At 47.4% G+C, this 14,813-nt stretch carries 15 protein-coding genes; 4 read left to right on the top strand and 11 right to left on the bottom strand.

Annotated elements, in window-relative coordinates; genetic code table 11:
• The first annotated feature begins 137 nt into the window (after nucleotides 1-137).
• A complete protein-coding gene (locus tag BZG75_RS01970; RefSeq protein ID WP_077460515.1) occupies nucleotides 138-1,040 on the top strand; it encodes a LysR family transcriptional regulator in 903 nt (300 codons plus the stop codon).
• Between the two features lie 105 nt (nucleotides 1,041-1,145).
• On the opposite strand, the gene BZG75_RS01965 is transcribed toward BZG75_RS01970, so the two are convergent.
• The gene (locus BZG75_RS01965) at nucleotides 1,146-1,853 is read right to left on the bottom strand and encodes a DUF3581 family protein (protein WP_077576087.1); all 708 of its coding nucleotides are present in this window, start codon (nucleotides 1,851-1,853) and stop codon (nucleotides 1,146-1,148) included.
• Between the two features lie 191 nt (nucleotides 1,854-2,044).
• Between BZG75_RS01965 and cobB the strand changes: the two genes are divergently transcribed.
• Nucleotides 2,045-2,761, top strand: a complete 717-nt coding sequence (cobB, locus tag BZG75_RS01960) for a Sir2 family NAD+-dependent deacetylase (protein WP_077576008.1) — start codon at nucleotides 2,045-2,047, stop codon at nucleotides 2,759-2,761.
• Nucleotides 2,762-2,806: 45 nt separating this feature from the next.
• On the opposite strand, the gene BZG75_RS01955 is transcribed toward cobB, so the two are convergent.
• From BZG75_RS01955 to potA, 4 genes are all read right to left on the bottom strand, one after another.
• Nucleotides 2,807-3,850 carry an extracellular solute-binding protein gene (locus tag BZG75_RS01955; protein WP_077576007.1) on the bottom strand — a complete coding sequence of 348 codons (1,044 nt, stop codon included), beginning with the start codon at nucleotides 3,848-3,850 and terminating at the stop codon, nucleotides 2,807-2,809.
• A gap of 62 nt (nucleotides 3,851-3,912) precedes the next feature.
• Nucleotides 3,913-4,683, bottom strand: coding sequence for a spermidine/putrescine ABC transporter permease PotC (potC, locus tag BZG75_RS01950; protein ID WP_077460517.1), 771 nt, complete (start codon nucleotides 4,681-4,683; stop codon nucleotides 3,913-3,915).
• Entirely contained in the window at nucleotides 4,680-5,534 is an 855-nt protein-coding gene (gene potB, locus BZG75_RS01945) for a spermidine/putrescine ABC transporter permease PotB (RefSeq protein ID WP_077460518.1), read from the bottom strand. The genes potC and potB overlap by 4 nt, the downstream gene beginning before the upstream one ends.
• Nucleotides 5,521-6,636 carry a spermidine/putrescine ABC transporter ATP-binding protein PotA gene (gene potA, locus BZG75_RS01940; RefSeq protein WP_025744391.1) on the bottom strand — a complete coding sequence of 372 codons (1,116 nt, stop codon included), beginning with the start codon at nucleotides 6,634-6,636 and terminating at the stop codon, nucleotides 5,521-5,523. The genes potB and potA overlap by 14 nt, the downstream gene beginning before the upstream one ends.
• 272 nt (nucleotides 6,637-6,908) lie before the next feature.
• Between potA and BZG75_RS01935 the strand changes: the two genes are divergently transcribed.
• Entirely contained in the window at nucleotides 6,909-7,733 is an 825-nt protein-coding gene (locus BZG75_RS01935; RefSeq protein ID WP_021023198.1) for a membrane protein, read from the top strand.
• A 29-nt stretch (nucleotides 7,734-7,762) separates the two neighbouring features.
• Nucleotides 7,763-8,413 carry a DUF2987 domain-containing protein gene (locus BZG75_RS01930; protein ID WP_077460519.1) on the top strand — a complete coding sequence of 217 codons (651 nt, stop codon included), beginning with the start codon at nucleotides 7,763-7,765 and terminating at the stop codon, nucleotides 8,411-8,413.
• A gap of 121 nt (nucleotides 8,414-8,534) precedes the next feature.
• Here BZG75_RS01930 and ttcA read toward each other — a convergent pair whose 3' ends face one another.
• From ttcA to BZG75_RS01900, 6 genes are all read right to left on the bottom strand, one after another.
• The gene (gene ttcA, locus BZG75_RS01925) at nucleotides 8,535-9,464 is read right to left on the bottom strand and encodes a tRNA 2-thiocytidine(32) synthetase TtcA (protein ID WP_077460520.1); all 930 of its coding nucleotides are present in this window, start codon (nucleotides 9,462-9,464) and stop codon (nucleotides 8,535-8,537) included.
• 181 nt (nucleotides 9,465-9,645) lie between these two features.
• Entirely contained in the window at nucleotides 9,646-10,593 is a 948-nt protein-coding gene (gene uspE, locus BZG75_RS01920; RefSeq protein ID WP_077576006.1) for a universal stress protein UspE, read from the bottom strand.
• 148 nt (nucleotides 10,594-10,741) lie between these two features.
• Nucleotides 10,742-11,491 (bottom strand): FNR family transcription factor, encoded by a 750-nt coding sequence (locus BZG75_RS01915; RefSeq protein ID WP_077460521.1) that lies wholly within the window; start codon nucleotides 11,489-11,491, stop codon nucleotides 10,742-10,744.
• 64 nt (nucleotides 11,492-11,555) lie between these two features.
• Entirely contained in the window at nucleotides 11,556-12,230 is a 675-nt protein-coding gene (locus BZG75_RS01910; protein ID WP_077576005.1) for a sulfite exporter TauE/SafE family protein, read from the bottom strand.
• A complete protein-coding gene (ccoS, locus tag BZG75_RS01905) occupies nucleotides 12,217-12,429 on the bottom strand; it encodes a cbb3-type cytochrome oxidase assembly protein CcoS (protein WP_021023204.1) in 213 nt (70 codons plus the stop codon). The genes BZG75_RS01910 and ccoS overlap by 14 nt, the downstream gene beginning before the upstream one ends.
• 10 nt (nucleotides 12,430-12,439) lie before the next feature.
• Nucleotides 12,440-14,812 carry a heavy metal translocating P-type ATPase gene (locus BZG75_RS01900; protein WP_077576004.1) on the bottom strand — a complete coding sequence of 791 codons (2,373 nt, stop codon included), beginning with the start codon at nucleotides 14,810-14,812 and terminating at the stop codon, nucleotides 12,440-12,442.
• Nucleotide 14,813 lies beyond the last annotated feature (1 nt).

Here is a 14,813-nt window from a genome sequence, read left to right as displayed (position 1 = left end):
AAAAAGTGGCGTCACTCATGTGTTGTTATTTTGCTGACAGCTCGGTGACGTAATGTTAACAAGGTGTGACATTACGCGTTTACATTTCTCTGATATATGGAAATAATGAAAATAATTACTTCCATTACTGACACAATATGCCTAAAACAGATGATCTCGTTCTTTTTGCTCAAGTTGTTGAGTATGGCTCTTTTAGTAAGGTCGCGGAAATAAATTCCCTGACAAATTCCGTAGTTAGCAAACGTGTTAAAAAGCTTGAAGAAGGCTTAGGCGTGCAGCTTTTGTACCGTACAACGCGCAAACTGACCCTTACTGATGCAGGGCGTACCTTGTACCAAGGTGCAAAAACTGTGAAGCAGGCCGCTGATGAAGCATTTGATGCTGTTGCAGGACTTGGAGAAGCGATTACTGGGCAGATAAAGATATCCGTCCCGACAATCTCGGGTGAGTTATTGTTAGCCGAAGCGGTCGCTGAGTTTTGTGGTCAATATCCCGGCTTGAATATTGATATGTCTTTGAACAACCGCTTCGTCGATTTGATTGATGAAGGCTTCGATTTAGTGATCCGTACAGGGTACTTGGAAGACTCGAGTCTTATCGCTCGCCATATTCTCGATTCTCAGTGGGTCGTATGTGCAGCACCAGGCTATATTGCTCGCCACGGCAGGCCTCAGCACCCCATTGAGCTTAAACAGCATAACTGCTTGCAATACGCGTATCAGACCACAGGTGCGAGTGATTGGGAGTTTAAAGGCGAGGATAAAAATCAAGTCATCAAAGTGACAGGTAATCTGTCTACGGATAACCCGATTGCATTGCGCCAGGGAGCGTTGAGTGGTCATGGGATCGCTTATGTGCCGCGCTGTTTGGTGTATAACGATTTAATCGAAGGGGATTTGATTGATCTTTTCCCTGATCAAGTGGGGAAAAAACTTGGGATTTACGCGGTTTATCCGTTTACACGTCAACCGCCGAAAAAGGTACGCTTATTGATTGAGCATATTCGCAATAAGTATTTGGCCATTCAGCACTGCTTCTAGTTGGCACGGCTTCTAGGGAATCAGTATTCACTGGGCGATTTCATCACTGTGAGTGGCCCTGATTAGCGATACTTCAGGGCCGTAGGACACTAGAAAGTCACGGGGCTATGTGGTGCTGTAAGCATCTTTTCGCTGATTAAATCGCTCAACCAGGTCTTGAATTGCCGCTTCGCAATAGGGGCGTAATCCACTGGCTACCATGGTCTTGCATCCGTGACCGACTCGTTGGCCGTTAACGATAAAATCGAAGGCGAGCTCGACTTTTCCTCGTTTTCCGCTGACATGCATTGCTGAATCGGAGAGCTCGACTTGCGCAGAGGCAATCGATAAATCGTCGAATGCTAGGCTCATTTTTTCATACATCACCAATGGGCGATCGGTGTTTATCATCATCTGTTGCTCACGCATCAGTGGCACCATGATGTGGGGAAAGTTCTTGCCAGAAAACTGAACATAATGAGTAGCTATTTCGGTCGCCAATGCCTGATCATGACGCACCGCGCCGCGTCGAGTCATTGTTAGGTAGCGCTTTAGATCATCGTCGACGACAGTGACTTCCTCATCTGTTTCAACGATAGTTAAAGGGGTGTTGGCACTGATCATGCCATTAAACTGAATTTCAATTTCCTCACTGATCCCCGTTTTTGCGAGCAAAATAGAAAGGAGCAGATCCCCCGGCACACAAAATCGTGACGCATCGGTATCATGAATGGGGTTAAAGTCACCGGCAACGCGTTTCGCAAAGTCACTCGCTTGTTGGCGAGTAAAAATCAGTTTTCCATCTTGCTCAGAATAATAATGTTCTAAATTCATAGTGAGTAACAGATACGAGAAATAAGCGGCCATTGTAACCCAAGCAGTACCAAGCATTGGTCTAGCCAGTCGTTACATCGCTTATTTGTGAGTTATGTCAACGACTAAGGTCTAAAACCACAATGCTTCAATGGTAAAGGCGAGAGTGGTATAAATGGCGTAGGTTAATGAATTATCAAGGATAGGCGCGTATGACATTCCCTTATCAACACATCGTAATTTTAACCGGCGCTGGCATATCAGCGGAATCAGGGATAAAAACATTCCGTGATCAAGATGGCTTGTGGGAAGAACACCACATTGAAGATGTTGCAACGCCTGAGGGGTTTGAGCGCAATCCAACATTAGTGCAGCAGTTTTATAATGATCGCCGTCGACAATTACAGTCGGGAGTGAGCCCAAACCTTGCCCATAACGCCTTGGCTTACTTGGAAAAATCAACCCATGCCTCTGTGCTGGTGGTGACACAAAATATTGACGATCTCCATGAGCGAGCTGGCACCCATCATATTATTCATATGCATGGCGAACTATTAAAGGCACGCTGTAGTCACTCTCAGCAAACCATTGATTGGAAAGGTGATATTTCGGTTTCTGACCACTGTCACTGTTGTCAAATGCCTGCACCTTTGCGGCCTCATGTTGTTTGGTTTGGTGAAATGCCATGGGGCATGGGGAAAATCCATGAGGCGTTAAATAAAGCGGATTTGTTTATCTCTATAGGGACATCGGGGGCAGTGTATCCCGCGGCGGGCTTTGTGCATGAAGCGGCAATGCATGGCGCGCATACAATTGAAATCAACCTCGAACCCAGTGCGGTTGAGAGCGAGTTTGATGAACGGCGCTACGGCAAAGCAAGCACCTTAGTGCCTGAGCTGGTGGATGAGATACTGGCGCTTGAGCGATAAATCAGGGGCGTCTTTGCCCCTGACAGTCTAGTACAGCAAGCGGGATCACATACCGGCTTTTAAGCGTTGAAAATAATCTTCATAAAGTCGGTTGGCGTCACCTACATCGTTTTGCCATTCGCCGGCAGCCATCACCGACTGTGGTGGATAAATTTGCGGGTTATTTTTAAACGCGGCAGGCAATAACGGATAGGCGGCTTTCACTGGCGTTGGATAACCTATCTGCAGGGCAAGCTTAGCGGCGTTTTCCGGACGTAAGAGAAAATCGATCATTTTATGCGCGGCATCGACGTTTTTAGCATCCGCTGGAATCGCGAGGCTATCCATCCAAAAAATTGCGCCTTCTTCTGGCCACACCATGTCGATCGATGCGCCTTCTTGACGCGCCATGTAGGCACTGCCATTCCAAAGCATGCCTAGGGTGACTTCGCCCGCTAAAAACGGGTTAGCCGGAAAATCAGAATTAAAGAGCAATACATTTGGCATCAACGTTTTAAGTGACTGATAGGCCGCTTTTATTTCTTTCGGATCTGTGGTGTTGGCAGAGTAACCGAGTTTTCGCAGGGCAATATGAAATAGCTCTCTGGCATCATCCATCATCAACAGTTGGCCTTGCCATTTGGGATCCCATAAATCAGCCCAGCTCGAGACATCGGCTTTGTCCATAAAGTCGGTGTTAACGCCGATACCTGTCGCTCCCCAAATATAGGGCACAGAATAATCATTGTTAGGATCAAAAGGTTTGTTCAAGTTAACCGGATCCAGACCTGAAAAATGCTGGAGTTGCGATTTGTCGATTTTTTGTAGCATGCCTTGCTGACGCATTTTAGCGACATAGTAAGTTGACGGCACCACAAGATCATAGCCCTCAGGATGCGTTTTCAGTTTGGCATACATGGTCTCGTTTGACTCATAGGTGGAGTACATCACCTCAATACCCGTTTCATCGGTGAAATCTTCAATAACCGAATTAGGGATATATTCAGACCAATTGTAGAAATACAAAACATCATTGTTCGCGGCGGTCGCGGTAGACGTGAGTAATGCACCGAACAGGGTAAGCGCAAAAAAGGGGGACCATTTAACCATGGTGAGCTCCTCGTAACACAAAAAGGAGGGCGGCTGACCTGTCAACTGCCCTGGGGAATGGATTATTTTAGTCGATCTTTGGCTAGCCATTGTGAGCACATGACCAGTACGAGTGACACAATCAGCATAATGGTGGCAAGGGCGTTAATTTCTGGCGACACGCCGACTTTTACCATGGAGTAAACTTTGAGCGGCAAGATTTCATAACCTGGCCCGGTGACAAAAGAGCTGACGATGACATCATCCAGTGACAAGGTGAAGCTTAGTAACCAGCCCGCTGCAACCGCGGGAGCGGCAAGCGGTAGGATGATTTTGGTCAAAATAACCCATTCGCTCGCGCCTAAGTCACGTGCGGCTTCAAGCATTTTGACATCAAAACCATTTAAGCGGCTGTAAACCGTTACTACTACAAACGGCAGGCAAAAAGTAATGTGTGACAGCAGCAAGGTCAAAAATCCTAATTGTGCGCCCATTAAGATAAAGAGCGCCAACAGCGAGATAGCCATCACGATATCGGGCGACATCATCACCACGAACAGCATACCATTGACAAACTGCTTGCCGCGAAAGCGATAACGAAACAGTGCTACCGCGGTTAAGCTACCTATAATAGCGGCCGCACTAGCAGAAAAAATAGCAATGGTCAGTGAGTTCCCCGCGGCTTGCATCAGGCTATGATTATTTACAAGTTCCTCATACCATTGCCAAGTAAAGCCTTTCCAACTCATCCCAAACTTGCTCGCGTTGAACGAATTGACGATCAAAATCAGAATTGGGATATATAAAAAAGCATAAACCAAAGAGAGGAAACTGCCTTTAACAAAGCGATTCATGATAATGCCTCCTTACGATTCATCCATTTCCCCACACGCCAATAGGCAAATAGCAGCAGCCCCATGAGCACCGTCAGAGAAATACTGGCCGCGGAACCAAATGGCCAATCGCGAACATTGAGGATTTGGCTCTTAATCACGTTACCGATCAATAGGTTTTTCGCCCCACCTAATAAGTCAGAGACGTAGAACATGCCGAGGGCTGGAAGAATCACCAGTAAACTACCGGCAATAATGCCTGGCGTAGTAAGTGGTAAGATCACGCGCAAGAAGCATTGTAACTTGTTGGCGCCCAGATCGCGTGCCGCCTCTAAGTAGCTGTTATCAAGTTTTTCAATGCTGGAGTACAACGGCAGAATCATAAACGGCAGCAAGATATAAACGAGACCGATCATGACCGCATATTCGGTGTACATAATACGGATAGGGCGCTCAATGATCCCAAGCCACATTAGGCTTTCATTGAGTAACCCTCTCGTGCCCAGAAAGATTTTGAGGCCATATGTGCGGATTAATGAGTTAGTCCAAAATGGCACAATGACTAAAAAGAGCATCATTGGACGCATTTTTTTGGGCATCTTGGCAACAATAAAGGCAAACGGGTAGCCGATAAGCAGACAAATCAGCGTCGCTAACGCTGCCATGTAGAAGGAATGCCACACCACTTTAGCGTAGAGAGGATCGAGAAGTTTTGCGTAGTTACTCAGCGTGAACGTCATCTCGATAAGATTGGCGTCATCGCGGGTTAAAAAACTGGTGACGATGATCATTAGGTTGGGCAAAAAAACAAATACCAACAACCAGCCGACCACCAAACCAATAATGGCTGTTTGAAGATTAAGCTTTTTCATCGGCCAATACCACCTCCCAGCTCTCTACCCAGGTCAAGGTGACTTTTTGATTCAGAGAGTGATCAACATCTGGATCGTCTTCATTAAAAAACTCACTGACCATCACGGTTTGCCCTGACGGAAGCTCGAGTACTGAATCCAGGGTCATGCCTTTATAGTTACGCTCGCGTACGTAGCCGACAATACCGTTAGGCTCCGCATCATCGCTAATTTCTTGTAGGCGAATGTCTTCAGGGCGCAGCAATACCTTGACCTTATCGTCAGGCTTCACATCAAGCTTGCAGAATACCTCGCACTCACGGGATTCAATACTGGCCCAAATGCGGTTTTCATCGATGCGTTTGATCACGGTGGCATCAAAGACATTGATTTCGCCAATAAACCGGGCGACAAACAAGTTCTTTGGCTCTTCATAGATCTCACGTGGTGAGCCGTCTTGTTCGATTTCGCCTTCACGCATGACCAGTATACGGTCAGACATCGACAACGCTTCTTCTTGATCATGGGTGACAAAGATAAACGTAATGCCGAGTTTACGCTGAAGCTGCTTGAGCTCCATTTGCATTTGCTTACGCAGTTTATAATCGAGTGCAGAGAGCGATTCGTCGAGCAGTAAGACGCTTGGTTTATTCACCACAGCACGCGCAATCGCAATACGCTGCTGCTGACCGCCTGACAACTGGTGGGGCTTGCGTGAGGCATAGTGGTCCAGCTGCACCATGCGCAGTGCTTCCATCACACGTGGTTCGATCTCATTGCGGTTCACACCTTGCATACGTAAGCCAAATGCCACGTTTTCAAACACACTCATGTGGGGAAATAAGGCATAGCTTTGAAACACAGTGTTGACGTTGCGTTGTTCGGCAGGCAAATCGGTGACATCTTGACCGTCAATGATAACCTGGCCGCTGTCAGCGTCCTCAAGCCCCGCAATTAAGCGTAATACGGTTGTTTTACCACAACCCGAAGGACCGAGAATGGTGAGAAATTCACCGTCATTCACGCTTAAATTGAAGCGGGAAATAATTTCTTTGCCGTCGAAACTTTTGGTTAATGACGCCAGCTCGACAACCGGTTTGTGAGATAGATGGGTGTGATTCAATGGTTCGTTCTCTCTCTACCTGGCAAATTGTCTTGTACATACGTACCCATAAAACAGACGGCGCATAATAGACGCGCACAAGTCGAAGTTAAAGCAATTTTTCTCCCCATTTAATGCATTTCCTTTCATGACTGGCGTGGATAGCATCCTTGACGCTTTTCAGTGCTCACACAGACAACTTTGGGTTATTTTTCCCGGATCCGTCAGAATGATTTTTAGCTATGGGCGACAGTCAGATATACTGTGTGCATCAGTCATGATAGATAACGATTATGAGTCAACAAGAATACGATAATGCGATACACATGGGCGGGTCGATAGAAACCGCACTGAATGGCCGTTACCGCCTCGATCCGTTTGAGATCATTAAAGAGGCTTTCTCGCAGACCTTAAAACACTTCTGGTCTTTCTTACCCGCGGCGCTGGGCTTATTTGCGACTCAAATTGGTATTCTAATGCTAATGCTTGCTTTGTTGCTGGGCGCGCCCTCGCATTTGTTTGAGGCGCTTGTCGGGCAACGAGAGCTTACCACCGATATGATCTCCTCCGTGTGGCTAGCTAACTTCACGTCAGAGGTTTTGATTGCACCTTTATATGCTGGGGCAAGTTTGATGGGACTTAGCCATGCGATCGGCTTTCGTTCCAAGCCTCGTCATCTGCTAAAAGGGTTAGCTTTCGCATTACCCGTCACTGTGGTGATTTGCTTGTCCGCTACGCTGCAAAGTGTCGCGAGTTTGATTTTTCCGCTGCTTAGCCTTTATGTTGCGATGGTTTTTTCCATGGCGCCGTTATTAATTTGCGAGAAGCGTGTCACACCCATGAAAGCTTTGAGTGTGTCTTTCCGCGCGGTAAACAAAAAGCTGTTTCAGATGGCAACCATTTATGCGGTGGTGGGTGTGCTATTTCTCATTTCTTTTGCCACGGCTGGCTTTGCATTGGTTTGGGCGTTACCCTTCCTTTTCAATGTTAAAGGCGTGATTTACCGAGAAATGTTTGGCGTAGGGGTCGAAGTGACCGTGTCACCCAAAAGCGAGAATAATCCCGACAAATCAAACGCGTCATCACCCTCGTCAGGCCAGGATACATTTGATGCCTGAACCACGCTAAGCCCGTATGTGGAGTATCGATGAAAAAAGTAATCAGTGTATTGGCGCTATTGGGGATGATCAGTTTCCCTGCAAGTGCCGAGACATACCGTTTTAGTTATAGCAAACTCTTTACCCAACTAAAGCACAATACCGAAGAGGGTCACCCTGATATCGGTGTGGCGTACTTTATGGTATCAGCGGATTCTGGTCAGGTTTGTCCTATCTCACGAGCTTGGATGCGAAAAAAAGAGCATTATGAGGAATTTACCATTCCTGCCTCGCAAGCGTTGCCGTTGCCGTTGGATAACCAGCTGCGTAAAGTGAATCCCGATGTCTTTGTTGAAACACCGTCAACGCTAAATTGTGATATTTCATTCCAAGTGTTGGTGGATAAGCCGGTCGGAAAGACGCTAACCAGCCAACAAGTTCGCGACTGGCTACCACAAATGGACACCATGATGGAAAACCTGGGTGGGATGTTTGCCTCTTGGTTTATGCCTAAAACGCAGGGGGTGGTGATCCATTTTTCGCCCTCGGCGACAGGGAAAATAACCAGCAGTGAAGGGCAGGATTATACCATTGATGATCATCAAGCTATCATTGATGCTAGCGGCCTTGGGCAAGAGGTTAAATTAACTCTGCCTGAGGCGCCCATTAAAGTATCGCCTTGGCTCCCGAAAAACGGTTAACTGCTTGCTGATCTTAGAGGTTGTTAACGCTAAGAGCGGTTAAATTCGAACGATCAGGGAAAGAAAAAAGCGCTCACTAGACCAGTGAGCGCTTTTGTGATTCAGTGATCAAACTGTGATCTTATGCCTTGAGATTGACAATATCGAGAGATAATTCAGGGTCTACTTCAACGACCGCTTCTGAGTCAGGCGCCGGGTCAGTAAAGCTTTCCTTGTCAAATGCGGTATCGCCATCACCTTCATAAGCCATGCCTGCTGCGACTGATTTAAAGTCGAATAATGTCGCATCGGCAAGGTGTGAGGGCACCACGTTTTGCATCGCGCGGAACATGGTTTCAATGCGTCCCGGGTAACGTTTGTCCCAGCCCTGTAACATCTCTTTAATCACTTGGCGTTGCAAGTTAGGCTGAGATCCGCACAGGTTACAAGGAATGATAGGGAACGCTTTCTGCTCTGAATAACGTTCTATATCTTTTTCGCGACAATAGGCCAATGGACGAATCACAACGTGTTCGCCATTATCGGAGACGAGCTTGGGCGGCATGCCTTTTAGTTTGCCACCGTAAAACATATTTAAAAACAACGTTTCCAGAATATCATCACGATGGTGTCCAAGCGCTATTTTGGTAGCGCCTAACTCTTTCGCCGTACGGTATAGAATGCCACGACGCAGACGCGAGCACAGTGAGCACGTGGTTTTTCCTTCTGGCACTTTTTCTTTAACAATCGAGTAGGTATCTTCTTCGATAATCTTATATTCGACCCCTAATTCGTCTAAATACTCGGGGAGAATGTGCTCAGGGAAGCCGGGCTGTTTTTGATCCAAGTTAACGGCGATTAACTCGAACGAGACAGGGGCGCTTTTTTGCAGACTTTGCAACATATCAAGCAGGGTGTAGCTGTCTTTCCCGCCTGAAAGGCAAACCATAATGCGGTCGCCATCTTCAATCATATTAAAATCTGCAATGGCTTGGCCTGTATTCCGGCGAATGCGCTTTTGCAGTTTATTAAACCCGTATTTTTGTGCTTTGCTCAGCTCTTGCGTGCTCATAAGTACTATCGCGTTGTCAGGCAGTCTAAACGCATTAAGCTGCCAGTGTGCATGAATGGCGGGTATGATACGGATTTTGACTATAAATGCTAGTCACTATAAAGGCGGGATGAATATAAACAAGACAGCCAACAACAGGCGGTGAGCTGCACTGCCTGTTGTATGGGCGGGTGACAATGACTTAGTCGTTGGCTCGGGGATCGAGCGGGCTGATATATCCATCAGGCTTGATCGCAAGCAGATCGCAGTCGAGCTGATCAATCATATGCTCTGCTGTGTTGCCGATAAAGACAGCCGATAGTCCAGTGCGGCCAGTTGTTCCTAGGATCACCAACTCTGCATCTAACTCTCGTGCGATATTAGGAATGACATCCTCTGGCAAGCCTTCTTGAACATGGGTTCGCATCTCTTCGATGTGATGGCGCTGACGCAGTGCCTTCATGGCGGTGAGATGGTGGCCTCTGACGGCATCGGTATAAGCACTAGGATCAAAGTCAGGTAGCTCAATAGTAATATTCACCGGTGTTGCTGGGTAGGCGTTCGCAAGGTGTAGCTCAGCGCCCAGCATCGCACTCATCACGTTGCCTTCATCGACTAATTTGTCGTTGAGTTCGGCGTGGGTTTCTGTTTCTGAAGCCACGTGAACGGACGCGACAATTTTACCTTTATCCGGCCAACCATGCTCTTTTACCAATAACACAGAGCTGGGACATTTACGGAGTAAGTGCCAGTCCGTTGGGGTAAAAATCACTGAACCTAGCGTGTCGTGCTTGTGCGTCGCTTTGACGACAAGATCATGCTGATGACTGAGTACGCGCTCGACAATCGCTTCGTAAGGACGGTTGTGCCAAACGACGACTTTTTCAATCTCACAGTCTTGTGCATTGTGGGACTGAATGATCTCATTCATCCATTCTTCACGCTGGTGCATGACACCTTGACGCATGGCTTGTCGTTCATCAGACGAAAGCATCGAGGTCATTTCATAGGAAAAGTCGAAAATGGCGAGAAAGAGCGTAAGCTTAACCGCAGAATCACTGCGTTGGCTGAGCGTGACCGCACGTGATAACGCGGGTTGTTGTTCTTGGGAAGGATCAATAACGACGAGAAGGTTGCTGTACCTGGACATATCTGCCTCCTTTGCACAGATGCATCGGTTACTGTCACTTTAACCTAGTTGACCGGGTAGCGCGAAATAATTCATGGTTCCGATAGCAAAAAAGAGAAATGGCGCATTAAAGCGCCATTTATTAACAACTTATTTACCCAAAGAAGGCTTAAACCAAACACTCTTCGTCAGCAAGGCGTGCCAGCTCTTCTAAGTCTAACACTGTAATATATTTACCCTTTACCGCGAGAATCTCTGATTTTTGGAAACGGCCTAATAGACGACTAATGGTTTCCACCGTTAGACCCAGATAGTTACCAATGTCACCACGAGTCATGGTTAGTCGAAACTCACGCGGTGAAAACCCACGTTGTGCAAAGCGTTTTGAAAGGCTATACAGGAAAGCGGCTAAACGCTCTTCTGCTGTTTTCTTCGATAAAAGCAAGATCATGTCTTGATCACCTTTTATCTCGTTGCTCATTAGTCGCATGATTTGCTGACGAAGCTTTGGCATCTTGCCAGATAAATCGTCGAGCGTATCGTAGGGGATTTCGCAAATCATCGATGTTTCTAACGCCTGAGCAAAACTTGGATGCTCATTATCGTTAATGGCATCAAAGCCAACTAAATCGCCTGCGAGATGGAAAGCCGTAATTTGCTCATCACCTTGTTCAGTGATGGTATAGGTTTTAACCGTTCCTGAGCGTATCGCATAGAGCGCTCGAAGATTATCACCGGCTTTGAACAATTCTTGGCCTTTCTGAATAGGTTTTTTGCGCTCAATGATGCTATCCAGTTGATCCAACTCTTGCTCATTTAACGTAAAGGGAATGCAAAGCTGGCTTATACTACAATCCTGACAATGGATCGCACAGCCACCAGACTGAACCCGCCGAGTGATGATCTTATTCGACACCATACACCTGCCTGATTTTGAAAACGTCAATTAACATATTACACCATTATCGTGTGCTAGGTCGACCTTATATAAGGAGTTTCAATGCACCTTGTAAGGTGTAGAGGCCATAAACTGCCAACATTATGGCACATGTCAAGCGTACTAGACGATTATTCAGTATTGGTTTAATTCGTTCTGCAAACGCGCCAACCGTTAACATTGCCGGTAGCGTTCCGAGCCCAAACCCTAGCATAACTAATCCGCCGCCAGACGCACTTCCCGCAACGGCAGCCCAACTGAGTGCTGAATAGACAAGGCCACAGGGTAACCAGCCCCACACCACACCAAAAGGGTAGGCATAGAGGGGAGAGCGCAACGGCATCAACTTAGAAGAAAGAGGCGAAATATAGCGCCAGAGCTTGCTACCGATACGCTCAATATAACTCAGACCATTCCATAATTGCGCCATATAAGCGGCCAGCAATAGCATCATTACTGCGGCAAAAAGTCGCAATACGGCAAGGTGGTGAGTGAGGTCAGAGAGCGCGAGCAACGAGGCAACTGCGCCCCCAATGAGTGTGCCCGCTACGATATAAGAGGTTATCCGGCCTAAATTGTACAAAAGAATATAGGGCCATTTGGCACGCTCAGCAGGCACCCCGAAGGACATGGCCGCTGCGACACCGCCACACATACCGAGGCAGTGGCCAGCACCGAGCAAGCCAATCCCTAATGCACCGATAAAATCAACGTTTGTCATGATGTGACGAGTCAGTGTTCTCAGTGTCATTTGACTGAGGAGTGGGCTTTTTCTCTGGTTCTTCTTCATCGAAAAGAATAGAAGAGCCTTGACGCTCAAGATCTTCAAACTGATCGGATTTTACCGCCCAAATAAAGACGACGCCGGCGACACACACCAGCATGATCGCAATCGGAATCAAGATGTACAAACTAGCCATAACGCTATCCTTATTTTTTATTGAGCAGGCGCAGCGAGTTAGACACCACAATAATGGAGCTAGCAGACATTCCGACCACAGCAACATATGGCGCGACAAAGCCCATGACAGCCAAAGGCAAAATGGTCACGTTGTAGCCCAATGCCCAGGCTAAGTTTTCTCGAATGATCCGTCGCGTTTGTTGAGCAAGACGTCTTGCAGTTAGCAGTTTTTCTAAATCATCACCAAGAAGTACCATATCGGCGGATGACTTCGCGATATCGGTTCCGCCTCCCATGGCAACGGATAAATGGGCACCCGCTAAAACGGGCGCATCATTAACACCATCACCGATCATCAAGGTAATTGTACGACTATCAAGGCTTTGAAGATATGACAGTTTGCCTTGAGGAGACACGCCAGATACAACAGAGTCTATACCGAGCTCATCAGCGACTTGTTTGACATTGCGTGACTGATCGCCGGTTAACATTGTCGTTTGGATGCCCGCGTCCTTGAACGCGGCAAGTAATCTGGCACTACTGGGCCGGATGGGGTCGATAAGCGAGAATGCCGCGACCGGTTTGTTATCGCAGCTGAGTATGACCGGATACGATTGGTAGCTTTCAGCCCCGTCTGATAACGCGAAACTGGCTTTACCAATGCGCCAATATTGGCCATCGATAGTGCCACTCACGCCTTGCCCGATATGATTATCGGCAGCGCCGACGTTGACTTTTTCCGTGGCCCGAGCCTGAAATGCGTTCGCTATCGGGTGATTGGCGAACGCTTCCAGGCTGGCGGCAATATTGATCACCTGTTGCTCTGTCAACGTGTCGCTGTTGATCTCAATCGTACTGATCTGCACGGTGCCTTCGGTTAATGTGCCGGTTTTATCGACCACTAATCGATTCACTTTGGTTAACGTTTCTAAGACATGTCCTCGACGCAACATAATGCCGAGTTGACCAAATGTTGACGTCGAGCAGGTCAACGCGGTAGGTGTCGCTAACGACAGCGCACAGGGGCAGGTTGCAACGAGCACCGACAGCATGATCCAGAAAGCATCATCAGATCGAGAAAAGTGCCAATAGAGCCACGTCGATGCAGAAATAATGAGAATAGCAGCGACAAAATAACGCGCAATTTGGTCCGCCAAAACAGCGACTTTGGGCTTTGCCATCTGTGCTTCATCTTGCAGGCGAACAATGTGCGCGACGAGCGATTCTTTATGGTTATTAATGACGGTGATGTCGACATTGCCCTCAACATTCATGGTGCCGGCATACACGGTATCACCGCTTTGTTTGGTTTGTGGCAACGACTCTCCGGTCAACATGGCTTCGTCTACTGATGTTTTGCCTGACAGGATTCGCCCATCGGCGGGAAAAGGCTCTCCCGGTAACACCCGAACGTGGTCATCGACCTTTAAGCTGTTGGCCGGAACGGTTTCACCCGTAAGGTGACGTGCCATCTTCGGCACCAATTTCAATAAATTGGCACTGGCTGCTGCCGCTGTACGCCTGGCGCGCATTTCTAAAAAGCGCCCCAACAATAAGAAGAAGGTGAACATTGCCACCGATTCAAAAAAGACCTCACCTTTACCTGTTACCGTTGCGTATAAGCTCGAGAAATAGGCAAAGAGTAGGGCAATCGAAACGGGGACATCCATACCGAGCGTTCTGGCTTTTAGATTACGCCATGCATTAGTGTAAAAAGGTAAGGCGGAATACAGTAGAACAGGGGTGGCAAAGATAAGACTAATCCAGCGGAAGTAGTTGCGAAAGGTTTCATCCATATCGCCAAACACTTCGAAATACATTGCCACCGCTAACATCATCACCTGCATTGTCGCGAGGCCAGCAATCCCTAACCGATAGAGATATTGCTTCATATTACGATGGTATTGCTGCTCTTGCTTATCCGCTTCAAAAGGGGCTGCTTTATACCCAAGATGATGAATGCGCGTGAGTATTGTGCTCAGTGATGTTTCGCTATCATCCCAACGAACCAGGGCACGGTTGGTGGTGGTGTTAACTTGAATATGGGTAACCCCCTTGGTTCTCTGCAATTGTTTTTCAATCAGCCATGCACAGGCCGCACAAGAAACGCCATCTAATGAAAGGGGGACTTCTTTTTGTTCGGCAACATCACGAACAAATTCTTGTTGTATATCTTGGTTATCATACAAAGTCAGTGATTTAAGCTCTTCTGGCACCAACTCTGCTTTATCCGCGTTCTCGGTACGATACTGATAATAAGAGCTCAAACCACTGTCTACGATAGTGGTTGCCACAGCCTGGCAGCCAGGGCAACACATAAGGCGAGGTTTATCGAAGATCACGACTTGGAAGGTGTCGCCTGTTAAAACAGGATCACCACAGTGATAACAGGGAGTCGTCATG

Origin of the sequence: Salinivibrio sp. AR640 (assembly GCF_001995405.1) — a bacterium.
Taxonomy (GTDB): domain Bacteria; phylum Pseudomonadota; class Gammaproteobacteria; order Enterobacterales; family Vibrionaceae; genus Salinivibrio; species Salinivibrio costicola.
This window is presented reverse-complemented; position numbering and strand designations above follow the sequence as displayed.